A 26,772-nucleotide genomic window follows, 5' to 3' on the forward strand; every position below is an offset into this window, starting at 1 on the left:
TCGTTCCCAAAGCGGCGGAACCGACACCCGTCAACGTTTTCGCGTGATCGCCTGAAGCAGGAATTCGCCTTGATCCGTCACGCGCGGCCGGCGCATGCCGGTAGGGAGGCTCTCGAGTGCTACGAGTTGTTGTTCGAGCAGCGTGTCGAGTTCGCCGCGGTCCATGTCGATCTGATCTGGCGACGCCTTGACCAGCATGAGCGTCGCAAATTCGTGAGGGCTCAGCACCTGCGTCTCCTGAATTTTCTGTATCGGCGGATTCCTTCCGTCCTGATTGTCCTGATTGTCGTTCGCCTGAAAGGCATGAAATCGCGAGCGCTCGCCGTGCGCGGAACGAGCCGCGAGCGGCGATCGGTTCCGGGCATCGCTGGCGTTGAACCCGAAAGTCGGGTTCAGAGCGAATCCGCTGCCTCGCTCGAGTCTTCCGCATCATGGGCGGATGCGGGACTCGATATCACCGTCAAATTCAAAGTCGTCACGCTCATTTCGAGCGGTGCCAGCGTGGTACTCATCTCCCCCACGCGGCCAGGATCGATTTCGAGAATGTCGATGGTCATCGAGTCCACGCCCGTGCCGCGATCGGCACACGCGTTCCACCGAACGACCTTGGCGCCGCTTTGTGCGAGGCATCGCCATACCGGGATGACCTTGAGCTTGCCGGATGCGGCGCGGATTGTGAGCCTTTGGACCACCATCGTGTCTCCCATGCAGTGACGGTTCTGGCGGATAAATGCTTCGATGTGGCTCATACGAGCATATTCCACGGAAGGCCCCAAAGTACACACAAGGCCGCTGTTCGTAAGTTCAGCTTTACGGACAGCCCCGCCACACCGGGGAAACGAAGGCATCGCCGGGTCCGTCTTTTCCCTTGCCACACGGGTGGCAGCAAGGCGCTTGCCTGGATAGCCGCGCCTTGCGGAGTGCCAACGGCGCGGCGGGGTCGGATGGCCGCAGAAATGCCTGCGCGCGAATGCTGCAAACGCCCGCCGTCCGGCGAAACGCGCCCTTGATCAGCCCCCGCCTTGCGGCACCACGATATCCGTCGTGGCGGCCCGGGACGGCACATCGTTGTCGTCGGCGCGTGCATATGCCCCAGGCGCGCGAGTTCGGCGCTCGACGCTTTCCGGATGCAGCACGTCGAGCACGGTCCGCCCCCTTTCGGTCAGATGCGCGCGGCGCCGGCCCGCGGCGCTATGTTCGAGCATCACCAGTTGCCGCTCCAGCAGCGCGTCGAGTTCGGCGCGGTTCATGTCGAGCTGGTCCGGGGCCTGACGAACCAGCATCAGCGTTGCGAATTCATGTGGACTGAGCATTGCCGTCTCCCGTCAAGAATGAAACCGTGAACTGGGGCACGGTGCAGAAAAACGATACGAGCGGCGCCTGGCGGCGTGCAGCGGCGCGAACCCGGCGGCCCGCGCCGCACGACCCTTCCGGCCTAGTCAACCCTCACCTCGATACGTCGCGGCTTCGCTTCTTCGCGGCGAGGAATGGTGAGCCTCAGCACGCCATCGCGCAGTTGCGCATCGATGCGCGAAACGTCGAAGTCGGGGCTGAGCGTGAAGGCTCGCCGAAAGTGCGGGTGGCGCACTTCGCCATGCTGCAGGCGCAGCCCGGATGGCATGGGGATCACCGCCTCTGCCTCGATGGTCAGATTGCCGTCCTGCACGCGCACGTCGAGCTTCTCGCGCGGCACGCCCGGCAGGTCCGCATACAGCGTGATGCCGCGGCTGTCCTCGAACACGTCCACCGGCGGGGTAATGCGGGTGACCTGCTGCGCGGATTCGCCGGTCTCGCGCGCGGCGACCTCGTTGTGCGCCGCACGGGTCAGTTCAGTGCTGTCGTTCATGATGTCCTCCGTGATCGCATGGTTCACGCCGGGCTCACTGCACGGTGATCGCGCGCGGCTTCGACGCCTCGGAACGTCCGACGCTGATCGTCAGGCATCCGTTCACATAACGCGCGTTGACCTTGTCGGGGTCGGCGTGCTGCGGCAGTTCGACGACGCGCCGGAACGCGCCCATGAAGCGCTCGCTCGCGTACACGCGCGTATCGTCTCCCGACCGGCTCTCGGGCGGCTTGCGCTCGCCACTGATCGTGAGCAGCCCTTTGTCGATCGAGACGTCGATCGCTGACGGGTCGAGTCCCGGCGCGAACGCGACGATCTCGACGCTGTCGTCGGTGCTGCCGATGTTGAGAGGCGGAAATGTCTCGCTGCGCATCGCGCGCAGGCTTGCGGGAAAGCCCGGAAAGAGACTGGCCATCTGCCGTTGCAGGCGGTCGAATTCGCCCAGCAGATCAGTGCTGAAGAAGGGATCGCTCATGACTGGCTCCTTGAAACCGGGGCCGGCACGGAAGACGAATGGAACCACGCGCTCCAGTCCGCCTGCCGTGGGAAGCCCCGCCGACAAACAAATCGAAACACGCAGCGCTTGTCGCGACTGCCTGAGCGATGAATAAAATAGCGCATGGAACGGAAATTTCAAGAGGCCCCGCAGCATGTCACGGAGGCTTCATGGACCTTTCCAGCTGGCTCGAAGTCGTCCTCGCTTCGATCCCAAAGGAGACGCAGCAAGCCGCCGCGCACGAACGACGGTTCGCGTCACTTCGCGCGTGGCGGCTCGATGCCTTCGTCGGCGCGATGGAGCTTGCCCGCGCGCAGCGCCGTCACGGCCTTGACCACGGCGCGCGCCACGTTCGCCACTTCCTGCTGGAAGCGCTCGTCCGCATCGAGCGTTTGGTGCGAGGTCGCATAGGGCTCGTAGTAGCCCACCATGCGGTCGAGGCGCGCCGACGCGCCCGCATCGATCCAGCCCATCCAGTCGAGCCAGTCGGCGAGCGCGCGGCGCGTGTCCTCGATACCGGCCACGTCGCCGTGCACGATCGCGCCATACGCGCGCCCCGCCAGATGCTTCGGAAAGTGCCAGCCCGACAGTTCGAGCGCCTTGGCTTCGTCCGGATGCTTGCCGTGCGTGGACGTCGGGTCCGGATTGCCGCCGTCCGCGCAGACGAGCCGGTCCATCATCAGCTTGAGCGGACTGCTCACCTGATACCAGTAGACGGGCGTGACGAAGATCGCGCCGTGGCAGGCCGCGAAGCGCTCGTAGATCTCGGCCATCCAGTCGTTGATCTGGTTGAGCGAATGATTGGGATAGCAGCTACAGGGCCAGTGACAAAGCGGCATCGCCGTCGAGACACAGCCCTTGCACGGGTGAATGTGCAGATCGGGCTCGGCGGTGAGCCGCGAAAGGTCGAGCAGATCGGCTTCCACGCCGGCCTGCTCGATCTCGCGTTCGCAGATCTTCGCGAGCCGGAAGCTCTTCGACATCTCTCCTGGGCAGGTGTAGTCGTTGCGCGAGGACGCATTGACGACGAGGATGCGCGACGGCGTGCCGGCCGAACGCTGGCGGTGCTGCGCCGCGTCGATGCGTTCACGCGCCGCACGCCACTCGGTGGAGAGCGCGTAGTCGGGATCGGCGTAGCCCTCGCCCGCCCGAGACGTGACGGGCGCCTTGCGCCCTTCGCTGTAAGCGTCCCACGCGATGGCCTCGAGGCGCTCGAGCGCCGCGTCTTCGCCGCGAAACGCGGGGTCGTAGAAGCGCGCCATGAAGCGCGCGCGAAACACGTCGCGCGGCACGCCCTCTTCGGTTTGCCCCTTGCGCACGAGACCGGCGGCTTGTTCGGCGGATGTTTTCGGCATGATGGCTTCTCCTTGTGCGAGGCGTCGGGCATTCAGGCTGGCGCAGGCGTCGTGCGAACCGGTTTGTCGCCTGCTTCGTGGCCTGCTTCGTGGCTTGCTGCATGATCTGCCTCGTGGCCTGCTTCGTGGCCCGCTTCATCGCGTACTTCGCGGCAAGCTTCTTGACCCGATGCGCGACGTTCCAGCAGCGCCCCGTACGCGCGCAGATAGTCCTCGCACATGCGCGCCGCCGTGAAGCGTCCTTCGAACGCGGCGCGGCAGCGCGCGCGGGAAAGCGATGGGAGTCGCGCGACCGCCTCGACCGCGGCCCCCACGCCTTCGACGATGAACCCGCTCACGCCGTCTTCGATCACCTCGGGCACCGCGCCGCGCCGGTAAGCGATCACGGGCGTTCCGCTCGCCAGCGCCTCGATCATGACGAGGCCGAACGGCTCGTCCCAGGCGATGGGCACGAGGAGTGCCTCGGCGCGGCGCAGCAGCGCGGCGCGCGGCTCTCCCCCCACTTCGCCCAGATAGTCGACACAGCCGGCATGACGCGCGAGCAACGGCCGCATGCGTTCGTCGAACCAGGCCCGCTCGCCCGGATGCACGGCGGCCGCCATCTTCAGCGGCTTGCCGGCGCGGCGCGCGATGTCGATCGCCGTATCGGGGCCTTTGCCCGGCATCATGCGGCCCATCCATAGCAGGTAGCCGTCGTGACCGGCGCCCGGCGCGAAGGCGTCGAGCGGCAAACCGTGCGCGATCGTCGCGAGCCAGTTCGCATGCGGTGCACAGCCGCGCTGCGCATGCGAGATCGAAACGAGCGGCGCGTCGCGCGAGACGTCCAGCAGCGCGCCCAGGTCGCGGCGGCGGATCACGCCATGCAGCGTCGTGACCGTCGCCACGTTCAGGTGGCGCACGAGCGGCAGGTGCAGCGGCTCCGTATGGAAGTGAACGACGTCGAATTCGTGGGCGCGCGCGGCCACGCGTTCGAGCTGCGCGACGTGATGGACGAGCGTATCCGTGACCTCGCGGTCGTGCCACAGCGGGCGCGGACAGCACGGCACGAGCGAGGCCGCGGTGAGGGAATCGGCGCTCGCGAACAGCGTCACCTCGTGGCCGCGCGCGACGAGCGCCTCGGTCAGGTAGTGGACGATCCGCTCAGTGGCGCCGTAGCGCGCGGGCGGCACGCGTTCGTAGAGCGGGGCAACCTGGGCAATACGCATGGGATTGGCTCACGGAATCGGCGGGACATTCGATGTTCCGCATTGAACGTTCCCGACGTGTGCGGCGCCTGAGCGGGAGAGCGGCACGGCAGTTGCTGCTCAGACGATGTGTGTCTCGATTCGCTTGCACGCGATGCAATCGCGCGAATGCAAGGGCAATCGCGCCACGAGCGCGTGAGAACGCGACGCACGCAACCGCGACGGAGACAACCGCATGCCGACCAGGCCGAAGCGATCGCCGCGCCCCGCGTCCGCAGGTGCCGACGTCGATCCGCAACAGCAACCCGAATCGCTCGACGCATGCCGCCGCTGCGCGCTCTGGCGCGACGCCACGCAGGCCGTGCCCGGCGCGGGCGACGCGCCCGCCACGCTGATGCTCGTCGGCGAACAACCCGGCGACAGCGAAGACCGCGCGGGCCTGCCCTTCGTCGGCCCGGCCGGACGCCTGCTCGACAGTGCCCTTGCCGAGGCCGGCATCGTCCGCGAAACCGTCTATGTGACCAACGCGGTCAAGCACTTCAAATGGGAACTGCGCGGCAAGCGCCGCCTGCATCGCACGCCGGCCCAGCGCGAAGTCGAAGCCTGCGCCTACTGGCTCGAACGCGAGATCGCGAACGTGCAGCCGAAGGTGATCGTAGCGCTCGGGGCGACGGCGCTGCGCGCCGTGCTGGGCGATCCACATGCGCGCCTGAACGCCTGGATGGACCAGACCGCGAAGGCCGGCGCGCGCACCGTGATCGCCACGTGGCATCCCTCCTACGTGCTGCGCGCGCCCGATCCGGCGGCGCGCGACGAAGCCCGCGCCCATATCGTCGAAGCGCTGCGCCGCGCGCACGCGTTGCTGCGCCGCCGTTGATTTCGAGCTCGCACGTCGAGAGGTTTCGCTTTTCGCTCGGGCGGCGCGGTCACATCGATGGTGATGGCGCCGTTCCTCCCGGCGCCAGAACTTTTCCGAAACACCGCGCATCGCGCATGGCCGTATATTCCCCATAAGGCGCGATAGGCTCGTAGCCATGCCGCAGATAAAACGCTATGGCGCGGCGATTCGCTTCCCGCGTCTGCAGGATCACGCGCCGATACCCCATCGCCACGGCCAGCCGCTCCAGATGACGCAGCACCGCCGCGCCGGCCCCGGCCCACTCGGGCCGCCGGTAAATGCGCTTGAATTCGGCCACCTCGAACGAGAAGCGCCGCAGCGCGCCGCAGCCGATCGCCAGCCCATCCATCGTCCTCGCCACCACGAACGCGCTGCGCGCGAGGCGCACGTCCTCGGGCTGAAAGTGCCTTTGCGCGCCGTCGCCGCAGTACAGCGCGATCATCGCGCTCAATTCGTCGAGCAGCACGGCCGCGTCGGGCGTGCCGGGGTCTTCCCGCCGCACCATGGCGACGACCGATGACTCATCCATTGTCAGTGCCCTCCCAAGCCAGTCCTCCTCACGCAGCGCAAGTGCAGTGCCGCTGTCGCTAGCCGCGCGCCGCCCGCCACGCGCCGCCGGAGCGCCAGGCCATCGCGTGGTGCGCCGCAAGCGTTCGTGCTTTTTCGCGCACGGTGCATTCCTCCGGCTTCGCGTTTTACTTGTGCAACGCCTGGCGCAGCGTGCTCACGTCGTTCGTCGTGATCGGCTGCGCGTCGTTGCCCCACGCGCTGCGGATATAGGTGAGCACGTTGGCGATCTGAACGTCGGCGAGCGTGCCCACGAAGCCCGGCATCGCCTGGCGCGGCGGGCCCGTGAGCGTGGACGGGCTGTTGCCGCCCTCCACGAGCAGGCGGATCAGCGAAGTCGTGTCCTCGGTCAGCACTGAAGGATTGCCGGCGAGCGCGGGGAAGGCATGCGGCACGCCGCTGCCGTCTTCGCGATGGCAGCGCGCGCAGAACGAGCCATAGACGTCCTTGCCGGGCGTGAGCGACGACGCGATGCGGTTGCCGTTCGAGGGCGAGTGCGGTTGGTCGCGGCCGGGCGTCCACGTGCCCGAAGGCTGCTGCGCGGGCAGGCCCTTCAGGTAGTGAGCGACGGCGGCGAGGTCGGCGTCGCTCAGGTACTGCGTGCTGTCCTCCACCTGCGCGACCATCGTGCCGTATGCGACCGCGCCCGCACCGTGCCCCGTCTTGAGGAACGACGCGATCTGCGCCTCGCTCAGGCGGCCGAGACCCGATCCCGCGTCGCCGGTGAGGTTCGCCGCGAACCAGTGATCGTTGACGCCGCCCACCAGATATTCGGGCGAGCCTTCGTCGTAGCCGCGTTCCTGATACGCCGCGCCGCGCGGCGTATGGCAGGAGCCACAGTGGCCGAGTCCTTGCACGAGGTAGGCGCCGCGGTTCCATTGCGCGTCGTGTCCCGGTTTGTCTGAGTAGATGCCGCGCGGAACGAACGTCCATTGCCAGAAGCGCAGCGCCCAACGCTGGTTGAACGGGAACGCGACGTCTGAAGGCGGTGCGGGCCGCGCGACGGGCGCGACGCCGTGCATGATGTACGCATAGAGCGCGCGCAGGTCGTCGTCGCTGACCTTCGCGAACGACGCATAAGGCATCGCCGGATAGAGGCGCTTGCCGCCGCGCGCCACGCCTTCGCGCAGCGCCCGCGCGAATTCGTCGAACGTGTAGCGGCCGATGCCGTATTGCGGATCGGGCGTGATATTCGTCGACATGATGGTGCCGAACGGCGAGCCCAGCCCCTGGCCGCCCGCGAACGGCGCGCCGCCCTGCACTGCCGTGTGGCACCCCGCGCAGTCGCCGGCCTTCGCGAGGTACGCGCCGCGCGCGAGCGTCGCGGGGTCCGCGGGCAGCGCCGATGCGTTCGCCCCTTGCGCGTGAAGCGCGTCGCGTCGCGCGAACAGCGCGGCCGCCGCGATCACCATCGCGCACACCGCCGCCGCTTTTGCGCGCCGCTTCATGGTGCGCTTCATAGGCCGCTTCATAGGCCGCTTCATAGGCCGCTTCATGGGCCGTTTTATGGCCCGCTTTATGGCCCGCTTCATGGCGCACCGTCCCGCCGGACGAAGCCGGTCTGCGCGAGGAACGTCGTGGCGCGCTGCGCGGTGAGCCAGCGCCCCGCAATCGTCAGTCCTCCTATGAGATACGCGGCCGCGCCCGGCACCCACATGATGAGGCCGCCCAGTTGCTGATCGTGCAGCGGATCGACGCCGAGCGCGCTGCACGTTTCGATGTACGACGGATACCAGAGCCCCGGCGAGAGCGCGATCAGCGCGCCCAGGGCGCTCGTGTGAACCATCGTCGTGAAGAGCGAGAGCATGGCGGGCCCGCCCGTGCGCCGGTGCGCGCCCTCGCCGAACACGCTCCACCAGAACAGCAGCGAAGTCACGAAAAAGCTCGCATGCTGCAGCGAATGCACGGCGGAATTGCGCAGCGCGGCTTCGAAGAGCTTCGGCGCGTGCCAGGCCCAGAGCGCCACGGCCTGGAGCAGCCATGCGGTGAGCGGCGCGCTCGCCGCGCGCCAGATCGCGCAGAACGCGGCGGACCGGATCGCCACGCCAACCGCTAGCCGCGCGCGATGGGGCAGCGCCCACATCCAGATGCCGAGCGGGCGGCCCAGTACGCACAGCGGTGCCGCGATCAGCATCAGCGTTTCGTGCTGGACCATGTGCGCGGAGAAGAGCGCGCCGCTCAACGTATCGAGCGGCGAGCACAACGCCACTAAAAGAAAGAGCCAGCCAGCGAGAAACGCCGCGGCCTGGCGCAGGCGCACGCTGCGCGCGGTGCCGCCGCCGCGAACGGCTACGCGCGCGAGGCCTGCCACGTAAGCGAGCAAACTGACGCCCAACAGCACGGCCACCCACGGCGCGAAATCCCAGCCGAACGAAATCGCCCCGTCGGGCGGCACGGCAAGCCCATGCGCGTGCGCAGGCAGCGCGAGGCCGAGGCCGGCGCACGCAGGCCACGAAACCGCGAAGCGAAGCGAACGACCGGTCATCGACATGCGGGCAGCCACCATTGCGGGAACCACATCATCAGTTGAACGAGCGCGCAGAACGCGGCGACGATGGCCGCCATCGAAGCGAAGAACGCCGGGCGGGCCCCGCCCGTCGCATAGCTCGCATCGCCGGCGTGGGCCGTCTCGCGCCAGCGCCGCCACGCGAGGCACGCCGCCGCGAGCGAGAACAGCAGCGCGGCCGCGCTCACCAGGTGCAGCGGCAGGTCGCTGCCCGTCGCGCACGCAAGCTGGATCAGCGCGTAATCGGCGCCCTGCACGCCGAGCACGAGAAACGGCGCCGCCAGCAGTCCGAGCCACGTTCGCATCCCAGCCCTCACAGATGAACCCGTGGCGCCAGGTAGACCACCGCATAGATCGGCAGCCAGCTCAGTACCACGAAGTACCAGTAGATCGCGTTCTCGCTCGTATCGACGAGCCGCTTGCCCTCGAACGGCCCCCTGTACAGCAGCGCGACGAGCACCGCCGTGTCCACGGCGTCCGTGACGAGGTGCGTGGTATGCAGACCCAGCAGAAGCCAGACGATCGAGCCATAGGCATTCGCGTACCACATCACATTGAGCGTCGTGAACTCGAAGCCGCGCAGCACGAGAAACGCAATGCCGAACACGAAGCACACGGCAAGCCACAGCCGCGCGCCCTCGCGGTCGCCGCGCAGGGCGGCGCGCCGGGAGATCTCGTTCGGCACGAGGCTCGCGAGCAGCACGGCCGTGTTCAGCGTGCCCCAGACGAGCCCCGGCGGCGGCGCGTTCAGCGGCCACGCCGCGTTCACGTTGCGCAGATAGAAGTACATGCCGATGGCGATGGCGAACACCGTCCCTTCGATCAGCATGAGCCCCGCCGTGGCCCACCACATGAGGCTGCGGTGGCTGAAGTCGAAGCTCGGCAGTTCCCGCACGTCGAGCGCGGCGGGCTCGCCGGCGACGCGCGCCGCGTTTGGCCCGCGCCCCGGCCACCGTTCTAGCGCCGTGGCGATGCGGTTCTCGCGCCGACTCGGCCAGAACCATGCGATCAGCGCGACAGCGACGGGCACGGTCCCCCACCAGACGGCGGTGGGCGTGTAGATCGAGCCGATGAAGAACACCGTCGTCGCGATCGCCGAAATGAACGGCCAGATCGATGGTTGCGGAAACAACGGTCGCGTCTCGGGTATCGCGTCGAGCGCGCTCGTGGTCAGCACCTCGCGCGCGCCGGCCGCGAGACCGGCCACGCCGGCCGGTTCGCACGCCGGCTCCCAGCCGGGCGTGCGGCTCTGCACGACGGGCAGCGCGTCGAAGTTGTGCGGCGGCGGCGGGCTGGCCGAGCACCATTCGAGCGTCGCCCCGCCCCAGGGGTCGGGCGGCGCCGCCTTGCCGCGCAGGCGGCTGCGCAACACGTTGTAGAGGAACACGAGCACGCCGGCGCCGAGCAGGTAGGCGCCGATGGTGGCGCAGAGATTCATCGGGCCCCAGCCCATCGCCTGCGGATAGGTCCACACGCGCCGCGGCATGCCGTGCAGGCCCAGCAGATGCATGGGAAAGAACGTGACGTTGAAGCCGACGAAGAAGAGCCAGAAGTGCCAGAGCCCAAGCCGCTCGTCGAGGAGGCGTCCTGTCATTTTCGGGAACCAGTAGTAGATGACGCCGAAGAGCGGAAACACCGCGCCGCCTATCAGCACGTAATGCAGGTGCGCGACCACGAAGTACGTGTCGTGGATCTGCAGATCGAGCGGCACCGACCCGAGCATGATGCCCGTCATGCCGCCGAGCACGAGCACGAAGAAGAACGCGAGCACGAAGTAAAGCGGCACGCGCAGATGCAGCCGGCCCGTGAGCAGCGTCGCTAGCCAGCAGTAGATCTGCACGCCCGAAGGCACCGCGATCAGCACGCTCGCCGTCGTGAAGAAGCTCTTGCCGAGTTCGGGCACCGTGGTCGCGAACATGTGATGCACCCAGAGCCCGAACGCGAGAAAGGCCGTCGCGATCAGCGAGAGCACCATCGCCGTGTAGCCGAAGATGGGACGGCGCGAGAACGTCTCGATGATCGCCGACATGAAGCCCAGCGCGGGGATGAATATCAGGTAGACCTCCGGGTGCCCGAAGAACCAGAACAGATGCTGCCAGAGCAGCACATCGCCGCCTTGCGCGGGGTTGTAGAACTGCGTGCCCACTTCGCGGTCGAGAATGAGCGCCGTGCTCGCGAGCATGATGGCGGGCATCGCGAAGATCACCATGAACTGCGTGACGAGCGTGGCCCACGCGAAGAGCGGCAGGCGGTTCAGCGACATGCCCGGCGCGCGCATCTTGAGGATCGTCGTGATGAGGATCACGGCTTCGAGCAGCGCGGCAAGCTCGGTGAAGGTGATCATCTGCGCCCAGATGTCCGAGCCCTTGCCCGGCGCGTAGTTCGGCCCCGAAAGCGGCACGTAGCTGAACCATCCAGAGCGCGGCCCGGAGCCCAGTGCGAACGCCACGAACAACGTAAGCCCGCCGAACAGGAACACCCAGTACGCATAGGCGTTCATGCGCGGAAACGCGACGCTGCGCGCGCCGATCATGAGCGGGATCGTCCAGCCCGCCACGGCCTGCATGACGGGCACGGCGAACAGGAACATCATCGCCGTGCCGTGCATGGTGAAGAGCTGGTCGTAGAGTTCGGGGCCGATCAGGCGGCTGTCGGGGCGCGCGAGCTGCGTGCGGATCATGAGCGCGAACACGCCCGCCAGCAGGAAGAACAGGAACGTGGTGGCGATGAAGCGCGTGGCGATCGTCTTGTGGTTGATCGCCGAAAGCCAGCCGATCACGCCGGGTGGATCGCGCCAGGTCCCGGCCAGCGCGGCGCGGACTTCGTCCGTGGCTTCGGGGCCGTCCTTGAGCGTGGTGAGGGCGCTCGCGTCGACGAGGGGTTCGCGTGTCGTGCTCATTGCAGTGTGCCCAGCCATTGAACGAGCGCGTGAAGATCGGTGTCGGATAGCGCGACCGTCGGCATCAGCGTGCCGGGCTTCACGGCTTGCGGGTTGCGAATCCAGTCCGCGAGATTGCCGGGCGTATTGGCGAGCACGCCGGCCGCGAGGGTCTGGCGGCTCATCAGGTGCGTGAGGTCCGGACCCAGCGCGCCTTGCGCGCTCGTGCCGCGCACCGTATGGCAGCCCGCGCACGTCGCGCTTTCGAACACGTCGCGGCCGCGCTGCGCGACGGCATCGGCCAATGCGTTCGAACGCGCCGGGGCGGCTTGATGATCGGCCCACGCCGCGTAGTGCGCGGGCGCATCGGCCACCACCAGCATCGCCATCAGCGCGTGTTCGGCGCCGCAGAACTGCGCGCATTGGCCTCTGTAGGCCCCTGCCTGGTCGGCGCGGAATTCGATCGTCGAATCGAGGCCCGGCAGCATGTCTTTCTTGCCGTGCAGGTTCGGCACCCAGAAGCTGTGGATCACGTCGCCGGCCTTGAGCGACACGACCACGGGACGGCCCACCGGCACGTGCAGTTCATTCGCGGTGACGAACGCGGGCCGGCCGCCCTCGCCCGCATAGACGGCCTGCCACCACCACTGCTCGCCCGTCAGCTCGATACGCAGCGGGCGGTCGACGGGCAGGTCGGACAGCGCGCGGTCGGTCGCAACATCGGCCACGATGAGGCCGACCAGCACCACGACCGAAACGAGGCTGAGCGAGACGACGACGCGCCGCGTGCGAGGTTCGGGGTTCGCAAGCGGCGTGAGATCGGGCGGCGCGGCGCCATGCAGGCCACGGCGCCCGCGGCGCGCGAGCGCGACGAGCGCCGCGAGCACGACAGCCGTGAACACGATGCCGCATACCACGAGCGTGAGGTTCCACAGCGCCAGGATATGCGCGGCCTGCACGCCTGCCGGCCGCAGCGCGTTCTGCTGAGGCTCGGCGCGAGCGGCGAGCGGCGCGAACGAGGCGAGCGCAGCCAACGCCACGCCGGGTGCGCCGCTGGCCTTGCGTCGCCGCGAATGGCGAGGGCCTGCCGGCCGGGTCGTCACAAACGGGGTTGTCATAAACGCGCAGCCTCGGCGTCACCTGGTCGAGTCCGCCAGCGCATTTTTCGTTCCCCGCTCCGGTCTGCGCGCGGCGCATAGTCGAAGGCGTTGGAGAATCGCGTCGCGCGAACCGGCGGCGAGCTTCATTGGCGCGGCCCCAGAAAACGCTGCAACGCCGCCGATAGCCCCACGAGCGCCGCGCCGATGCCCGCGAGCGCCGCGAGGGTGAGGGGATCGGGATGACGCACGGCATCGGCGAGTTGCTGGGCGAAGGTGGTGGCCAGCACGATGCCGGGCCCCATGCCGATCAGAGTGCCGAGCACATAGTCGCGCAGCGCGATATGCGAGGCGCCGGCCGCCAGATTGACGAGCACGAACGGCGCGAGCGGCAGCACGCGCAGCACCACCACGGCGGCGAGCCCCTGGCGGCCCAGGCGCTTCGAGAGGCGGTTCAGGCGCGAGCCCGCACGGCGCCGCACCGCGTCGCGCCCGGCCCAGCGGCCGATGGCGTAGGTCGCGAGCGCCGCGAGCAACGAGCCGGACAGCGCGTAGAGGCTTCCGTCGATGGCGCCGAACAGCAGCCCCGCGCAGACGATGAGCAAGGTGATCGGCACCGACGAGATCGCCGCGAGCGCGTATGCGCCCACCACGAGCAGCGGACCGAAGCGCGTGGCCGCGAGCGCATGGGCGGCCCGTGCAATGCTCGCGAGGCTCACGAAGCGCGAGAGCGGCGTGTAATGCCAGGCGAGCGTCATCGCGACCGCGAGCAATGCGCAAAGGCCCAGCAGCAGCAACCGCCGCGTGATCGAGCGGCCACCGCGGCCCGGCGCGAATTCGCGCACGACTTCGTCGGGCACGGCGGGCCGCTCGGGATCGACCACGGCGCTCTCGGGCACCCAGCGGTCGAGTTCGGGCGAGACCTGGGGCTCGAATCTGCGCAGCGTGCGCGCGCCACCGCCCAGGCGCTCGATCACGCGATGGACGTCCCCGGCGAAGCGCTCGAACGCGCGCTCCACGTCTTCGCAACGCGCGCCCAGATGCTCGGCGAGCAGGCGATTGCGCATGCGCGCGATGGCGGCCCGCACGCGCGCATCCCCGAGCGCTTCGAGCGCGATATTGCATTCCGTGTCGAGCACCATCGAGCGGTTGTTCAGATTCGCACTGCCGATCAAAAGCAGCGCGTCGTCGACGATCATGAGTTTGCTGTGGACGTTGATGAAGGCGTGGCCGAGTCCTTCCGTCCACGGCCAGTAGAGGCGCAGCCGTTGCTCGCGGTCCGCCGCGCGCAGGCGCTTGTAGAGGCGCGCACGCAACGTGCCCATGGCGGCAGCCTGAAGCCAGCCCGTTTGCTCGCGCGGAATCACGGCGGCGACGGCGGGGGGATCGGGCATCGAAAGGCGCCGCGCGAGCGTGTCACCGACGCCGCTCGCCGTGAAGTACTGGTTCTCGATGTAGATCGTGTCGCGGGCCGCTTCGATCGCCGCGCGATAGAGCGCATGAATCTGCTGGCAGCCCGTGCGCGGGCCATGCGGCGCGGCCGTGAGCGCGATGCCGAGGCGCACGTCCTCGATATCGGCGCGCACGCCGGGCGGCCAGGGATCGCCGCTTTCGTCCGTGGTCGCCAGAACTTCGGGGAGCGGCGGCACCGGTTCGCTTTCGTCATGCGCTTCGCGCGCCGTGACTTTCGCGCGTCGCCAGCGATCGTTCGCGAGCTTCGCCACGGCACGCGCGGCCTCGCCGTCGAACATCGCCTGCACGTCGTGGATCGGGCCATAAGGCTGGCGCGGCCCGTTGCGGCGGCGCGGGTCGGCGCTCGCGTGCGCGCAGGTGTCCCAGCGCGAGCGCGCGAGATCCATGCCGCCCACGAATGCGAGGCAGTCGTCCACCACGACGATCTTCTGATGATGCGAAGCGCCTGGCGGATGCTGCCCGTCGAGCCGGAACGCGAGCCGCCGACCCGAGCGCCAGCCTAGCTTGTAGGCGGGCAGCCATTCGCGCTCGAGCGCGTAGAGCATGGCGAAATCCCACGCGAGAATGCGCACGCGCAGCGCGGGCCGCGCCGCCGCGACGGCCGCGAGGAAGTCGCCGAGCGCGGCCGGGAAGCCGTCGTCCGCGCCGCCCGGTACCAGCTCGATGCGGCTGTCGATGTCCCAGCCGACGATGATGACGCTGCGCCGCGCCCGCACGATGGCCTGGCGCAGCGTACCGAAGTACTCCTCAGCATCGACCAGCAGCCGCAAGCGCCGCGCGTGGCACAGCGAATCGCAGGTCTCGCCCGGGCGCAGCAGGCGCGCCGCCCCGGCCTGTGCGGCGCAAGGACTCGTCGGCGTGTTCATGCTCCTCTGTCCCGCCGCGCCGCCGTGCTCACTGCTTTTCCGTAGCCTTCCGGTTGCCCGCGGCTTCGGCGAACTGCGTGAGCTTCATGTCGGTGGCCTTTTCTTCCTCGAGCGTCTCCTTGAGCAGGTTCACCGCTTCCTCATGCCCCAACTGCTTGCCGAGCGCGCAAAGGCTTCCATACGCGGCGATCTCGTAGTGCTCCACCTTCTGCGCGGCCGCCACGAGCCCCGCATCGAGCACGGGCCCCTTCTCGATCTCGTCGATCAATTCGGCGCCCTCTTCGATAAGACCTTCCATTGCCACGCACTTCACCCGCTTCAGGCGAATGCCGGTCGATTCCACCACCTTGTCGATGCGCTCGATCTGCCCCTGCGTTTCTTCGAGGTGGGTCTTGAATGCATCGGCGAGCTGCGGATCGCTCGCCGTGCGCGAGAGCTTCGCGAGCGCGCGCGTGAGCTGCTTTTCGGCGCTGTAGATGTCCGAGAGCATGTGAACGAAAAGGTCGTCGATGGTCTTTCTCTGGCTCATGATTGCCTCCGTGAGTAGGAGACCGACTTTTCGCAATGGCCATACCCGCGCTACCCGCGGGTCGCCTTCCCGCTGAACGCCGGGGATCGGCTTGTCCATGTCCTGCTCCAGTGCCGTCGCGACTGCCTTCCTGCCTTCGATCAGCGGCATCAGCGCATGCCACAGATGTTCGTCGTGCAGCATCCTGTAGGCACCGCTCACGCCGAGCTTCCATGTGCTCGCGCGGCCCGCGCCATCGCTCGTTGCAAAGGCGAACTTGTAAAACTGCGCGGGCGGAATGCGCGAAAGCGCCATCAGCAGAACGGAGAGATTCTGGATCGCGTTGAGCGTGTCTTCCTTGCTCAGATCGTCTACGAGAACCTTCGCGATCTGTGTCTTCGCCCGCGAGATCGTTCGCGAGCCGCAGCACGCCGTTCTCGTGCAGCGTCTGGATCAGCGCATCGAGTTCTTCGTGCGCGGCGGTTCACGTCGGGATCGTGATGCTCGCCCGTCATTTCATTCACGCCGGGCTTGCCCTGGTGGATCGGCAGGAAAAGCGTATTGCCCTTTACGCGGTCGGTGACGAGCGCGATGATGTCGCGCCCGCGAAAATCTTCGCTGGTGTCGTTGAGAGTCTCGGCTTGAGGTGGCGCAACCGACGTTCCCGAACATTCCTCGACGGACGCCTCGCGGGACGATGCGCTGGCGCCACGGCACGAGGCGTGCACGGTCTCACGCAGCGACAACAGGGAGCACGGCCATGAGCGAGGTACGCATAGGCATTTCGGGCTGGCGTTACGACGGCTGGCGCGGCACCTTCTATCCGCCGGGGCTCGCGCAAAAGCGGGAACTCGAATTCGCGTCGCGCGCGGTGCAGACCATCGAAATCAACGGCACGCATTACGGCCTGCAGTCGCCCGCCGCGTTTCGCCACTGGCACGACGAAACGCCCGACGCGTTCGTATTCAGCGTGAAAGGCGCGCGCTATCTCACGCACATGCTGCGCTTTCGCGACGAATCGGCCAACGTTGCATGCGCGAACTTCTTCGCTCAAGGGCTGCTGGCGCTGAACGCAAAGCTCGGACCGATCCTCTGGCAATTCCCGCCGAACTATCGCTTCCATGCCGATCGCCTCGAACGCTTTCTCGCGCTGCTGCCGCACGACACCGAAGCGGCGCGGCGTCTTGCGGCACGTCACGACGCGCGCGTGATCGAACCGTGGATCGAAATCGACCGCAACCGGCCGATGCGCCACGCCATCGAGATTCGCCACGCGAGCTTTGTCGCGCCCGCCTTCGTCGATCTGCTGCGGCGCTATCGCGTGGCGCTCGTGGTCTCGGATTCGACCGAGCCGTGGCCCTATGCAGAAGACGCAACGGCCGATTTCGCGTACGTGCGGCTGCACGGTTCGACGGCAAAATATGCAGGCGCGTACAGCGATGCCGCGCTGGATCAGTGGCACGCGCGGCTCAAGGCATGGAGCGAAGGCAAGCCTTCCGCCGACGCCCGCCTCATCGCGCCGCAACCGCGCGCCCGCGAGCGCAAGCCGCGCGACGTGTACTGCTATTTCGACAACGACCAGAAGACCGAAGCGCCATTCGACGCACGCCGCCTGATGACGCGCTTCGGATTCGCCGAGGAACCGTTGCGGCGCGATGCGCAAGCGATCTAAGGCACGCCAGCAAAGTCACGCCGGGCGGCGTCGAGCAGGGACGGCACGCGCCTTGCGCAAACCCCTCGCTCTGCGCGGTCTTTTCGCGCGCATGGAGGCGGGGTTTGCAGAGTTTCCTGAATGCTCGCATCAGCGTGGTCGTGCTCACACGCAACCGACGCGAGGAAGTGATGCGCACCGTGGCGTCGCTGTTGCGGCTCCCTGAGCGGCCGACGATCGTCGTGGTGGACAACGGCTCGACCGACGGCACGGCGCAATTGCTCGCCCACACCTACCCGGGCCTTCGCGTCGTGCGCTGCGATCTGAACCTGGGCGCGGCCGGCCGCAACGAAGGCGTCGAACAGGTCATGACAGGCTACGTCGCGTTCAGCGACGACGACACCGACTGGCAGGCGGGCTCGCTCGCGCGCGCGGCCGACCTGCTCGACCGCCATCCACACGTGGGGGTGCTGTCGGCGCGCGTCGTCGTGGGGCCCGCGCGCACGCTCGATCCCGCCTGCGCGCTGATGGCCGCGAGCCCGCTGCGCGACGCCCGGGGCCTCGCGGGCCACGATGGGCTGGTTCCGCTGATCGGCTTCATGGCCGGCGCCTGCGTATTCCGCACCGAAGTCTTTCGCGCGCTGGGCGGCTACGAGCCGCGCCTTTTCATCGGCGGCGAAGAGGCGCTGCTCTCGCTCGACCTGCTGCAGGCCGGCTATCGCATCGCGTATGCGCCCGAACTCGAAGTTCATCACCGGCCCTCGCTCGCTCGCGACAGCGAACTGCGCCGGCGCTTTGTGGCGCGCAACGCCGCGCTCGTCGCGTGGATGCGGCTGCCGCGCAGCGAGGCGCTGGCCGCGACGGGGTCGGCCATCGGCAGCGCGCTGCGCGAGCGGCACGCGGCCGAGGATCTGCGCGCGCTGTGGGAAGGCATTCGCTGGGCCATGCAGCGCCGGCGCCCCGTTGCCCCGCGCGTGCTGCGCATGCGCGAGGCGGTTCGCAAGCGGGAGCGCGTGCTGGCGCGCAAGGGGCGTACCGGTGTGAAAGGAAGAATGAACGGCGGTATGGAACCGGGCATCGATGTCGCCGAATGCATCGACCCGGCAGACGCAGACGAAGAAGACGCCGCGCCGCGCAAACATTCGCGCTGAAGCGAAGACCTCAGGCGCGCTCCAGCCGCCAGTACCGCTCCGTGCGCGCCACGTCGAGCGGAAACGATCCGAACGCGCGCAACTGGCTCCCATACGCGCGCACGGCCCGAAGCTTGAGCGCCGCCGCCCGGCGCGGCGCTAACGGCTGCAAGGGCAACGGACTCGCGCGCAACCGTTGGCTTTCCAGTCGCGCGAATCCGGCGGAAAGCGCGCCCGGAATCGCGCGGTAGATGGGATCTTCATAGGCGATGCAGGCGCGCAGGCGCCCCGTGATCAACAGCGAGCGGCACGCCGCGCCCACCAGTTCATGATCGGAATGCCAGAGCCCGAGCGGACACACGAGCGTGCGCGATGCAAAGCGTTCGAACTGCGCGGCGATCGCATCGGCCACTGCGGATACGGTCGGCGTCGCGCCGTACTGCGCGTCGAGAAAATCGAGCCGCACCGCGTGCGCCGCCCACAAGGCCACCGCGCGCTCGTCCTCTTCGCGGCGCGCGGCCATCGCCTCGTGCGAATCGGCGAAACCGCCCGCCTCGTCCCACGGCGTGCGCGCGGGCCGTGCGGGCTCGCCCGCGAACACCGTGCAGACCACGGCGCCCGAGCGCAGCGAAAGCAGCGTCGAACAGCCGAGCACCGCGTCGTCAAGATGCGGCGACACCACGAAGAAGCGGGGCGCGCGGCGTGGCGCGTTGAAGTCGTCGTCGGGGATGGCAGCGGGTCTGTGCATCGCCGGATCTCGTGCAAAGCTGGCGCGAGAGGCTCAGCAAGCCGCATGCCGTTCATTGCGCGTCATGGTTGCAACGGCGCGCCGCGTTCAGCCGCCGGCCTGCGCCGCGATCGCTTCGCGCTTGCGAAAATAGCGGCCCAGCGCATACGTGGCCGTCGACCCGTGCAGCAGCACCGAAATCACGATCGCATCGAGCGCCACGGGCAGCACGGGGCGCAGCAAGTCGCCGGCCTGGTCGATTCCCCACACCGCGTAATAGAACGCACCCACGCCGCGTATGCCCATCCACCCCATCAAACCGCGTTGCTGGGCATCGGCGCTGGAGCCCGCCATCGCGATCAACACGGCCACGGGCCGCGCCACGAACACGAGCACGAGCGCGTAGAGCAGCGGCCGCCATTGCAGCATCTCGCGCCAATGGGCGGAGACGAGGCAGCCGATCAACAGCATCAGCGAAAACTCCGCGAGGCGCTCGATTTCCAGCGTGAAGCCCGTCATATTTTCGGCAAGCCAGGCGTGGGCACGTTCGGGGTCTTTCGCCACCTCGGCGCGCTCGCCATGCTGGACGTCTTCGAGCGCCTCGGCCGGTCGCTGCTCGCCCGTCGCGCGTAATTCTTCGTGGCGCAGCGCCACGCCGGCCGCGAACACGGCAACGAACGCGTAGGCATGCACGAGCAGCGCCACGCCATAGGTGACAGCCATCAGGCCAATGGCGATGAAGCCGTCGAGACCCACGGCCTCGCCGTGGCGCGTGCGCAGGTAAAACGTGAGCCGCGCGCAGAGCGTGGCGAGCACGGCGCCAACGAGCAGCGCGCCCGCGACGCCCCACAGCACCGAAAGGGCCGCACTGCCCGCGTGCTGCATGCCATCGACACGCGTGCCGCACAGCGCGAGGCCAACGAGCGCGATGGGCATGGCCGCGCCGTCGTTGAAACCGCCCTCGCCCGAGAGCGCGAAACGCAGCGGCTCATCGTCGCCGGCTTCACGTACGCGCAGTTCGTTCGCGAGCACGGGGTCGGTGGGCGCGAGCGTGGCGGCAAGAAATAGCGCGACGCCGGCCGGTTCGCCCATCGCCCATGCGAACGCGGCCATCAGCGCGGCGCTCACGATCATCGCGCCGACGCCAAGCCGCAGCGGCAGCCACCAGAGCCGGTTGCGCAGCCGCACGCGCAGGTGCATGCCGACCGAGAACAGCGAGACGACGAGCCCCGCCTCCGCGATGATCGAGAGCACGCGCGGCTCGCGCGCGAGATCCGTGTGGACGAGCCCGAAAGACGCGGGCCCGACGACCACGCCCACCGCGAGATAGATCATCGCGCCGGTGAGCGGCAGACGCTTGATGGGGCCGCGCGCGAACGCGATGAACATCAGAAGCACGCCCACGAGCAGAAACCAGAGCGCCTCCTTCAGCATGATACGAAGTCCTTATCGATTATCGAATGGCCGATGGTTTGCCACAGGCCGGGAGACAAGGCCCGCCGCGCGCAGGCCTCGCTTCTCGTCACGGTTCGAGCTTGACCTTGATCCAGCCGGGCTCGCGCGCGTCGAACGCGCGATAGGCGTCCAGCACGTTCATGAGCGGCTCGCGGTGCGTGAGCACGCCGAGCGGATCGAACGCGCCTTCACGCACGATCTCCACGAGCTTCGGCACGATCGTCCGGTGGTTGCAATTGCCGAGCTTGAGCGTGAGATTGCGGTTCATCGCCTCGCCGATCGGGAAGAAGCGGTCGTTGGGCGGATACACGCCGATCACGCCTATCGTGCCCGCCTTCGCGACGGTCTTGAGCGCCCATTGCAGCACCTGCGAGGGCCCGTTGCCGGGCTGCCAGGCGCCGTTCTGCGCGCCGCGTCCCTGCGTGATCTCCTGCACTTCCTCGTCGAACCGGGCGGACTTGCGATCAGCACCGTCCACACCGTCAACGCCGTTGGCGCCATTGCCGCCGTTACCGGCGCGCACGGCGTCCACGCCCACGGCATCGATCACGCGGTCCGCACCGATGCCTCCGGTCAGTTCCATCACGGCCTCAACGGGGTCTTCCTCGTCGAAGTTCACGGCCTCGGCGCCCATCGTGCGCGCCATGTCGAGCCGCGAGGCGACGCGATCGACACTGAAGATGCGGCCCGCACCCATGAGGCGCGCGCTCGCGATCGCGAAGAGCCCGACCGGCCCCGCGCCGTAGACGACCACCACGTTGCCCGGACGCACTTCGGCGAGCTGCGCGCCGAAGTAGCCGGTGGGGAAGATGTCCGAGAGCAGGATCGCGCGGTCGTCGTCGACATCGTCGGGCAGCGGCACGAGGCTCGCGCCCGCGAGCGGCGTGCGCGCGTACTGCGCCTGCAGGCCGTTGAACGGCCCCGTGCTGGCGGGGCCGCCGAAGAACGCCGTGCCGGCTTGCGCGCCGTTCGGATTCGCCGTATCGCATTGCGCGGTGTAGCCCGCGCGGCAATACGAGCACGCGCCGCACGAGATGGTCGACGGAATCAGCACGCGCGCTCCGCGGCGCAGGTTGCGCACGCCGCGGCCGACTTCCTCGACGATGCCCACGCCCTCGTGCCCGAGCACAGTGCCGGGCTGCATGCCGCCAAGCGTGCCGCGGATCATGTGCAGGTCGGTGCCGCAAATCGCGCTGGAGGTGAGGCGCACGATGGCGTCGGTGGGCTGCTCGATGGTGGGGTCGGCAACGGTGTCGAGCCGGATATCGCCGATGTCGTGAAATACGACGGCTTTCATGGGGTGTTTCCTCGCAGAAGAAGATGAACGACCCGCGGCGGCCGGGCGAAACGCGGCGCCGCCGCGGACATGACGAGACGGGAGCGAGCGTGCGGCTGCTGGCGCGCCGCCTACTGCCGGCCCTTGTCTCCCGGGCGGCTGTTCGCCGGCGCGCTGTTGTGGTGGCCGCGCGCGCCTGGCTGCGCCGGCTGACCGCGCATGCCGGGCTGCGCCCCGGCCGTCTGCTCCGGATGCGGGCCGCCTTCGGGCGGCATCGTGTCCGGATCCGGCTGCTCAGGCTGACCGAACGAGCCCGGCAAGCTGGGCGCGGGTTTTCCATTTGGCACGATGGGCGCTTCGGCATCAGGACCGGCGTCGTTTTGCTGCGTTGCACGCGTGGAATCCAGCGGTTCCCAGTCCGGATCAGCGGGAAGATTCTGTATGGCGGAACACATCGGTGCGCTCCTCCTTCAAGACGCGTCGGCATGGAGCGAAGCGCATGGACCATACCTGCAGAAACGCTTGTCGTAACCGCCCATGGAGAGCAACAGGGACAGTCAGCCGGTGGCCTCGCAGGAACGGTCGATGCGCGACGAGCCCACGCAGTGCATCGCGTAGCCTCCCTCTCGATCCTCGGAGTTCCCATGTCTTCAGATAACGTCAGCGAGTCGCGCCGCAAATGGATGCAGGGCACCTCGGCCAGCGTGCTGGCCGCCGCCGCGTTGCCGGCGATCGCGCAGCAAGGCACACCGGCAACCGCGTCGGCCGCGAGCGGCGTGCAGGATCCGCGCGCGCTTTATCCGCATCCGCCGTTTCCGGAGCAGAGCCAGCCGTGGCCTGGTCTCGCGGGGCGCATGACGCCACGCCCCGATCATGGGGAAACGAGCTATCGCGGCTCGGGCCGGCTCACCGGACGCAAGGCGCTCGTCACGGGCGGCGATTCCGGCATCGGCCGCGCGGCCGCCATCGCATTCGCGCGCGAAGGGGCCGACGTCGCGATCGTCTACCTGCCACAGGAGGAGCCCGATGCGCGCGAGGTCGTGCAGCTGATCCAGCAGGCGGGACGCAAGGCCGTGCCGCTGCCCACGGACATCCGCAGCGAAGCCGCGTGCAACGCGCTCGTCGAACAGGCGGTTTCCGGGCTGGGCGGACTGGACGTGCTCGTCAACAACGCGGGCCGGCAGCAGAGCCACGACTCGATTCTCGACATCACGACCGATCAGTTCGACTGGACACTGCGCACGAACCTCTACGCGCTGTTCTGGATCACGCGCGCCGCGATTCCGCACATGCCTCCGGGATCGGCCATCGTCAACACGACTTCGGTGAACGCCTACGATCCTTCGGCGAACCTGCTCGACTATGCGATGACGAAGGCCGCCATCGCGAACTTCACGAAGGGGCTCGCCAAGCAGATGGTCAAGCGCGGCATTCGCGTGAACGGCGTCGCGCCTGGGCCGTTCTGGACCGCGCTTCAGGTGAGCGGCGGGCAAACCACGCAGAATGTGGAGAAGTTCGGCCAGCAGGTGCCGATGGGGCGCCCCGGCCAGCCGGCGGAAATCGCCCATGTGTATGTGGATCTCGCATCCGCTCAGGCGAGCTATGTGACCGGACAGATCTACGGCGTCTCGGGCGGCGCGGGGAATCCGTGATTTGATTTGCAGGACGCGGGGAGACAGGACGCACGCCTGCCACGACATTCGGGCTCCCTGGCCCGCGTCAAAACACTGCTTCGAACTGCATCTGGAACGGCTGATAGCGGTCGAATTGCTTGCGGCCAATCGGAAACCCGGCGCTGACCTTGAGCGCGCCGACAGGCGAGTTCCACGCGAGACCCACCCCGTAGCTGAAGCGCATGCCGTTCGATGCAATGCTCGCGCCTTGAGCGCCCCACGCATTGCCGCCGTCCACGAAAGTGAACGCGTTCAGACGGTTTCCTCCATCCGGCAACGGCACAGGGAGCTTCAACTCCGCAGTGGTCGTCAGCATCTTCGATCCGCCGATCGGCTGGCCCGTCTGGAGGTCGCGCGGCGATAGCGAGTTCGGTTCGAAGCCGCGAACGGAGCCGATGCCGCCCACGTAATAGTTCTTGAAGACCGGATAGGGCTTGTTGCCGACGCCACCGCCATAGCCGCCCTGCAAACGCATCGCAAGCACGATGTCGGTCGTGAAGGCGTGGTAATACCGCGCGCCGACATCCGCCTTGTAGTATTGGCTACCGCCGATCGGCGTTCCGTACTCCACGCCGGCATGAACCAGGTAGCCCCGGCTCGCCCTCGTGGCGCTGTTGCGCGTATCGCGCGTCCAGCCGGCCATGATCGGCACATTGGTCGATTCGCGACCGTACCGGCCAATGTAATCGATGTAGTTTTGCGGTGTCAGCGCGTCTGGATTGAGCCTGTTGTGCTCGATGGCCATGCCCGTGGAGACCCGGTCGGTGTCGGACAACGGAATGCCGAACCGCGTATCGAGCCCTTGCGTCACCACCCTGAACCGGGAGTCGCTCGAGTAGTACAGAGGCTCGTTGGTGCGGTAGTACGCGCTCGTCGTCCGGCTGACGGCGCCGCTCGTGAACCAGGGATCGGTCTGCGTCACGTCGAGCGTCCGGAACGGCTTCGCCGCGCTGATATTCGCGCTGACGCTCTGCCCCGTGCCCAACACGTTCTTGCTCGTGATGCCCGCCGACACGACGACACGGTCCGTCGTCGAATAGCCGGTGCCGAAGCGCAATGCGGCGCCCGGTTTCTCGACCACGTTCAAATCGACATCGACCTGACCGGGTGAGCCGGGGACAGGCACCGTCTTCACGTCGACCGACGAGAAATAGCCGAGACCGTCGAGCCGGTCGCGCGATGCTACGACCTTCGCCGCATCGTACCCCTCCTGCTCCATCTGCCGCACTTCGCGACGGATCACTTCGTCGCGGGTGATCGTATTGCCGGTCACTTCGACGCGACGCACCGTGACACGGCGGCCCGGATCGACCTGCAACGTCATGTCGACGCTATGGTTGACTGTATCGACGTTCGACAACGGATTGACCGCGGCATAGAGATAACCGTGCGTACCGAGCCGCCCCGCGATTGCGCGCGTGCTGGCGAGCAGTTTTCCGGCCGATACGTACCCGCCCGCGCGAAGCTCGTTCAGGCTGTCGAGCTCCGCCGCCAGTTCGGGCGGGCCACCCGACACCCTCACCGCCGAAAGCGTATAGGGCTCGCCTTCGTGTACCGCGATGGCGATCTCCACGCCCTTGCCGTCCGTCGACGGCGACGTCTGAACGGACTCCACCCTGTATTCGAGGTAGCCGCGATCGAGATAGTACTGGCGGATCCTTTCGAGCCCCTCGGTCAACCGGTCTTTCGAATACACGTCGTTCTTCATGTACCACGAGCCCCAGTTCGTCGGCGACAATTGCATGGCTTCGCGCAGCACCTTCGAGCCGAACACTGCGTTGCCCTCGAAGCTGATCGCCCGGATCTTCGCATCGTCGTGAACGGTGGCGTCGGGGCTGGTCGCTGTCCGGGGTTGCGTCGCTGAAGCGTCTGTCGCGTCTGTCGCGGCGATCGCCGGCGTGCCAGCCGTTGGGTCAACTGAAGCGCGGGAGGCTGGACTGTCTTCCGGACTCGCCGATTGATCGGCCGTGGCGTTGGCTTCGTGGCTCCCCGCCTCGGCGGTTGCCAGGCCTGGCTTCTCGCCCGCAGCCTCGCCGCTCTGCGGTACGGCAGTCGTGGGCGGCGGATCCGTGGCCACTACAGAACATGTAGTTGCGTCCACAACGTTTTCGGCAGGCGCACCATCGACCTCCGCATCCGTCGCGGTTTTGATATCCGCACGCTGGATGGGCTGGGATGCCACGCTGAGCCGCACCTCAGCCGCACCGCCGGATGCTTTCCACGGATCGCTGGCATATGCCGCCACAACGCGATCCGCTTTCACGGCCACGGTGCCGGCATCGCTCGAAACGTGGTTCGCTGATCCGGCAAGCGGCGGATTGGCATCGCCCGAAAGCGCATTTGAGCGGTCACTTACGCCATTGGCATCAGACGCCTGATGGGTATCCCTTACACCAGGCTGCACGTCTGGAAGGTCATCGATGCGCCCGACCGGTTTCGTGTCCGCAGCACGCAGGTAGTGCTGCGCGTGTCCGGCCACCCACGGGGCAACCGGCCTCGCCCCCGTGGTCCGGTAATCGTCAATCCTGGTCAGAGAAGGTTCGGGACGGCGAACGACGTTATAGAACGGCGCGGACATCGCCCGCCGGGTCGAGTCATAGCGCGCCTGGCTGTGGCGGGCCGCGTGCCTTGCCGCAGCGCTGGTGCGCGCGGTCGTTGTGCCGCGCTCGGCGCGACGGGTTGTCCTGCCTTCACGCGGCGCAGTGCTCGCCACGATCTTCTTTTTCCGGGCTTTCTTGCGCGAGGGTTGCTTGCGCGCGGTTTCCTGCCCGGCAACCGTGCGCACCTCGCGCAACCCGTCACGCGCATGCGCGTGACGCCAGAAGTCATTCGAAGATGGCGCCTGGTTCGCGTGGACGAGCGCTCGGCCCCAACGGGTTGCGATACCGTCTCTATCCAGATACGAGACATTGCCCTTGAGGCCCGGGGGAAGCGCCATCTCGCGGCTTGACGCAACCATGTAATTCGCGGAAGGCGCCGCCTGGGCGATCTCGCAGAAGGGAACGCCAAGCGACACCACCACTGCAATACCTGACAATGTCAGACAGCGCGGATCCTTGTCGCGCACGCGAGCCGAATCGGGGCCGACGGTCCACGTGCCGGTGCTGTCGTGCCAGGATATGCGATAAACCTTGTTCATGTCAGTAAGTGATCCGGGAAGCGCACAGGTCCGTTCCGGCATGGCAA

24 protein-coding genes are annotated in these 26,772 nt (G+C 67.8%); 4 read left to right on the forward strand and 20 right to left on the reverse strand.

What is annotated here, in order from left to right; genetic code table 11:
- Nucleotides 1-30: 30 nt before the first annotated feature.
- The 7 genes from VSR34_RS07195 to VSR34_RS07225 all read right to left on the reverse strand — a co-directional run bounded on the left by VSR34_RS07195 (nucleotide 31) and on the right by VSR34_RS07225 (nucleotide 4,902).
- A complete protein-coding gene (locus tag VSR34_RS07195; RefSeq protein WP_028210620.1) occupies nucleotides 31-228 on the reverse strand; it encodes a hypothetical protein in 198 nt (65 codons plus the stop codon).
- Between the two features lie 164 nt (nucleotides 229-392).
- A complete protein-coding gene (locus VSR34_RS07200; RefSeq protein ID WP_028210619.1) occupies nucleotides 393-749 on the reverse strand; it encodes a hypothetical protein in 357 nt (118 codons plus the stop codon).
- A 261-nt stretch (nucleotides 750-1,010) separates the two neighbouring features.
- On the reverse strand, nucleotides 1,011-1,313 hold the full coding sequence (locus VSR34_RS07205; RefSeq protein ID WP_081715882.1) for a hypothetical protein: 303 nt from the start codon (nucleotides 1,311-1,313) through the stop codon (nucleotides 1,011-1,013).
- A gap of 122 nt (nucleotides 1,314-1,435) precedes the next feature.
- Complete coding sequence (locus VSR34_RS07210) at nucleotides 1,436-1,846, reverse strand: Hsp20/alpha crystallin family protein (protein WP_028210618.1); 411 nt, start codon at nucleotides 1,844-1,846, stop codon at nucleotides 1,436-1,438.
- A 34-nt stretch (nucleotides 1,847-1,880) separates the two neighbouring features.
- A complete protein-coding gene (locus VSR34_RS07215) occupies nucleotides 1,881-2,321 on the reverse strand; it encodes an Hsp20/alpha crystallin family protein (protein ID WP_342962206.1) in 441 nt (146 codons plus the stop codon).
- Between the two features lie 278 nt (nucleotides 2,322-2,599).
- Complete coding sequence (locus VSR34_RS07220; RefSeq protein ID WP_028210616.1) at nucleotides 2,600-3,634, reverse strand: flavodoxin family protein; 1,035 nt, start codon at nucleotides 3,632-3,634, stop codon at nucleotides 2,600-2,602.
- A gap of 95 nt (nucleotides 3,635-3,729) precedes the next feature.
- Nucleotides 3,730-4,902: a glycosyltransferase family 4 protein gene (locus VSR34_RS07225; protein WP_063625069.1), complete on the reverse strand. Its 1,173-nt coding sequence runs from the start codon at nucleotides 4,900-4,902 to the stop codon at nucleotides 3,730-3,732.
- A 214-nt stretch (nucleotides 4,903-5,116) separates the two neighbouring features.
- On the opposite strand from VSR34_RS07225, the gene VSR34_RS07230 reads away from it, so the two are divergent.
- Nucleotides 5,117-5,758, forward strand: a complete 642-nt coding sequence (locus VSR34_RS07230) for a UdgX family uracil-DNA binding protein (protein WP_342962207.1) — start codon at nucleotides 5,117-5,119, stop codon at nucleotides 5,756-5,758.
- Between the two features lie 49 nt (nucleotides 5,759-5,807).
- Here VSR34_RS07230 and VSR34_RS07235 read toward each other — a convergent pair whose 3' ends face one another.
- The 8 genes from VSR34_RS07235 to VSR34_RS07270 form a co-directional block, all read right to left on the reverse strand.
- Entirely contained in the window at nucleotides 5,808-6,308 is a 501-nt protein-coding gene (locus VSR34_RS07235; RefSeq protein ID WP_028210614.1) for a GNAT family N-acetyltransferase, read from the reverse strand.
- Between the two features lie 166 nt (nucleotides 6,309-6,474).
- A complete protein-coding gene (locus VSR34_RS07240; RefSeq protein WP_342962208.1) occupies nucleotides 6,475-7,818 on the reverse strand; it encodes a cytochrome c in 1,344 nt (447 codons plus the stop codon).
- Nucleotides 7,819-7,874: 56 nt separating this feature from the next.
- Entirely contained in the window at nucleotides 7,875-8,837 is a 963-nt protein-coding gene (locus tag VSR34_RS07245) for a cytochrome c oxidase assembly protein (RefSeq protein ID WP_342962209.1), read from the reverse strand.
- Nucleotides 8,828-9,157 (reverse strand): hypothetical protein, encoded by a 330-nt coding sequence (locus VSR34_RS07250; protein WP_028210612.1) that lies wholly within the window; start codon nucleotides 9,155-9,157, stop codon nucleotides 8,828-8,830. The genes VSR34_RS07245 and VSR34_RS07250 overlap by 10 nt, the downstream gene beginning before the upstream one ends.
- Before the next feature lie 8 nt (nucleotides 9,158-9,165).
- Nucleotides 9,166-11,751 carry a cytochrome c oxidase subunit I gene (gene ctaD, locus VSR34_RS07255; RefSeq protein WP_342962210.1) on the reverse strand — a complete coding sequence of 862 codons (2,586 nt, stop codon included), beginning with the start codon at nucleotides 11,749-11,751 and terminating at the stop codon, nucleotides 9,166-9,168.
- Nucleotides 11,748-12,848, reverse strand: coding sequence for a c-type cytochrome (locus VSR34_RS07260; protein WP_051390779.1), 1,101 nt, complete (start codon nucleotides 12,846-12,848; stop codon nucleotides 11,748-11,750). The genes ctaD and VSR34_RS07260 overlap by 4 nt, the downstream gene beginning before the upstream one ends.
- Nucleotides 12,849-12,973: 125 nt before the next feature.
- A complete protein-coding gene (locus tag VSR34_RS07265; RefSeq protein WP_028210609.1) occupies nucleotides 12,974-15,166 on the reverse strand; it encodes a VTT domain-containing protein in 2,193 nt (730 codons plus the stop codon).
- Nucleotides 15,167-15,194: 28 nt separating this feature from the next.
- Nucleotides 15,195-15,695 carry a ferritin-like domain-containing protein gene (locus VSR34_RS07270; protein WP_028210608.1) on the reverse strand — a complete coding sequence of 167 codons (501 nt, stop codon included), beginning with the start codon at nucleotides 15,693-15,695 and terminating at the stop codon, nucleotides 15,195-15,197.
- Nucleotides 15,696-16,434: 739 nt separating this feature from the next.
- Between VSR34_RS07270 and VSR34_RS07275 the strand changes: the two genes are divergently transcribed.
- Complete coding sequence (locus tag VSR34_RS07275; protein WP_342962211.1) at nucleotides 16,435-17,346, forward strand: DUF72 domain-containing protein; 912 nt, start codon at nucleotides 16,435-16,437, stop codon at nucleotides 17,344-17,346.
- Between the two features lie 104 nt (nucleotides 17,347-17,450).
- A complete protein-coding gene (locus tag VSR34_RS07280) occupies nucleotides 17,451-18,476 on the forward strand; it encodes a glycosyltransferase (RefSeq protein ID WP_342962212.1) in 1,026 nt (341 codons plus the stop codon).
- Between the two features lie 10 nt (nucleotides 18,477-18,486).
- On the opposite strand, the gene VSR34_RS07285 is transcribed toward VSR34_RS07280, so the two are convergent.
- The 4 genes from VSR34_RS07285 to VSR34_RS07300 form a co-directional block, all read right to left on the reverse strand.
- Nucleotides 18,487-19,203 carry a PIG-L family deacetylase gene (locus VSR34_RS07285; RefSeq protein WP_342962213.1) on the reverse strand — a complete coding sequence of 239 codons (717 nt, stop codon included), beginning with the start codon at nucleotides 19,201-19,203 and terminating at the stop codon, nucleotides 18,487-18,489.
- Between the two features lie 87 nt (nucleotides 19,204-19,290).
- On the reverse strand, nucleotides 19,291-20,616 hold the full coding sequence (locus tag VSR34_RS07290; protein WP_036018215.1) for a cation:proton antiporter: 1,326 nt from the start codon (nucleotides 20,614-20,616) through the stop codon (nucleotides 19,291-19,293).
- An 88-nt stretch (nucleotides 20,617-20,704) separates the two neighbouring features.
- A complete protein-coding gene (locus VSR34_RS07295) occupies nucleotides 20,705-21,934 on the reverse strand; it encodes an alcohol dehydrogenase catalytic domain-containing protein (RefSeq protein WP_342962214.1) in 1,230 nt (409 codons plus the stop codon).
- Nucleotides 21,935-22,044: 110 nt separating this feature from the next.
- Nucleotides 22,045-22,368: a hypothetical protein gene (locus tag VSR34_RS07300; protein WP_342962215.1), complete on the reverse strand. Its 324-nt coding sequence runs from the start codon at nucleotides 22,366-22,368 to the stop codon at nucleotides 22,045-22,047.
- A 189-nt stretch (nucleotides 22,369-22,557) separates the two neighbouring features.
- On the opposite strand from VSR34_RS07300, the gene VSR34_RS07305 reads away from it, so the two are divergent.
- On the forward strand, nucleotides 22,558-23,565 hold the full coding sequence (locus VSR34_RS07305) for an SDR family oxidoreductase (RefSeq protein WP_342962216.1): 1,008 nt from the start codon (nucleotides 22,558-22,560) through the stop codon (nucleotides 23,563-23,565).
- 67 nt (nucleotides 23,566-23,632) lie between these two features.
- Here the strand turns inward: VSR34_RS07305 and bamA are convergent, their stop codons facing one another.
- Nucleotides 23,633-26,725 carry an outer membrane protein assembly factor BamA gene (gene bamA / locus VSR34_RS07310; protein ID WP_342962217.1) on the reverse strand — a complete coding sequence of 1,031 codons (3,093 nt, stop codon included), beginning with the start codon at nucleotides 26,723-26,725 and terminating at the stop codon, nucleotides 23,633-23,635.
- Between the last annotated feature and the right edge of the window lie 47 nt (nucleotides 26,726-26,772).

The organism is Paraburkholderia sp. JHI2823 (assembly GCF_038900695.1).
In the GTDB taxonomy this organism is placed as follows: Bacteria; Pseudomonadota; Gammaproteobacteria; order Burkholderiales; family Burkholderiaceae; genus Paraburkholderia; species Paraburkholderia mimosarum.

Excerpts from the sequence above, each read along its gene's own strand:
- VSR34_RS07290 (WP_036018215.1), bottom strand. The coding sequence starts at position 20,616 with ATGCTGAAGGAGGCGCTCTGGTTTCTGCTCGTGGGCGTGCTTCTGATG.
- VSR34_RS07295 (WP_342962214.1), bottom strand. The coding sequence starts at position 21,934 with ATGAAAGCCGTCGTATTTCACGACATCGGCGATATCCGGCTCGACACC.
- ctaD (WP_342962210.1), bottom strand. The coding sequence starts at position 11,751 with ATGAGCACGACACGCGAACCCCTCGTCGACGCGAGCGCCCTCACCACG.
- VSR34_RS07265 (WP_028210609.1), bottom strand. The coding sequence starts at position 15,166 with ATGAACACGCCGACGAGTCCTTGCGCCGCACAGGCCGGGGCGGCGCGC.
- VSR34_RS07235 (WP_028210614.1), bottom strand. The coding sequence starts at position 6,308 with ATGGATGAGTCATCGGTCGTCGCCATGGTGCGGCGGGAAGACCCCGGC.
- VSR34_RS07225 (WP_063625069.1), bottom strand. The coding sequence starts at position 4,902 with ATGCGTATTGCCCAGGTTGCCCCGCTCTACGAACGCGTGCCGCCCGCG.
- VSR34_RS07285 (WP_342962213.1), bottom strand. The coding sequence starts at position 19,203 with ATGCACAGACCCGCTGCCATCCCCGACGACGACTTCAACGCGCCACGC.
- VSR34_RS07215 (WP_342962206.1), bottom strand. The coding sequence starts at position 2,321 with ATGAGCGATCCCTTCTTCAGCACTGATCTGCTGGGCGAATTCGACCGC.
- VSR34_RS07260 (WP_051390779.1), bottom strand. The coding sequence starts at position 12,848 with ATGACAACCCCGTTTGTGACGACCCGGCCGGCAGGCCCTCGCCATTCG.
- VSR34_RS07200 (WP_028210619.1), bottom strand. The coding sequence starts at position 749 with ATGAGCCACATCGAAGCATTTATCCGCCAGAACCGTCACTGCATGGGA.
- bamA (WP_342962217.1), bottom strand. The coding sequence starts at position 26,725 with ATGAACAAGGTTTATCGCATATCCTGGCACGACAGCACCGGCACGTGG.
- VSR34_RS07240 (WP_342962208.1), bottom strand. The coding sequence starts at position 7,818 with ATGAAGCGGCCTATGAAGCGCACCATGAAGCGGCGCGCAAAAGCGGCG.
- VSR34_RS07305 (WP_342962216.1), top strand. The coding sequence starts at position 22,558 with ATGTCTTCAGATAACGTCAGCGAGTCGCGCCGCAAATGGATGCAGGGC.
- VSR34_RS07300 (WP_342962215.1), bottom strand. The coding sequence starts at position 22,368 with ATGTGTTCCGCCATACAGAATCTTCCCGCTGATCCGGACTGGGAACCG.
- VSR34_RS07210 (WP_028210618.1), bottom strand. The coding sequence starts at position 1,846 with ATGAACGACAGCACTGAACTGACCCGTGCGGCGCACAACGAGGTCGCC.
- VSR34_RS07275 (WP_342962211.1), top strand. The coding sequence starts at position 16,435 with ATGAGCGAGGTACGCATAGGCATTTCGGGCTGGCGTTACGACGGCTGG.
- VSR34_RS07245 (WP_342962209.1), bottom strand. The coding sequence starts at position 8,837 with ATGTCGATGACCGGTCGTTCGCTTCGCTTCGCGGTTTCGTGGCCTGCG.
- VSR34_RS07270 (WP_028210608.1), bottom strand. The coding sequence starts at position 15,695 with ATGAGCCAGAGAAAGACCATCGACGACCTTTTCGTTCACATGCTCTCG.
- VSR34_RS07205 (WP_081715882.1), bottom strand. The coding sequence starts at position 1,313 with ATGCTCAGTCCACATGAATTCGCAACGCTGATGCTGGTTCGTCAGGCC.
- VSR34_RS07250 (WP_028210612.1), bottom strand. The coding sequence starts at position 9,157 with ATGCGAACGTGGCTCGGACTGCTGGCGGCGCCGTTTCTCGTGCTCGGC.
- VSR34_RS07230 (WP_342962207.1), top strand. The coding sequence starts at position 5,117 with ATGCCGACCAGGCCGAAGCGATCGCCGCGCCCCGCGTCCGCAGGTGCC.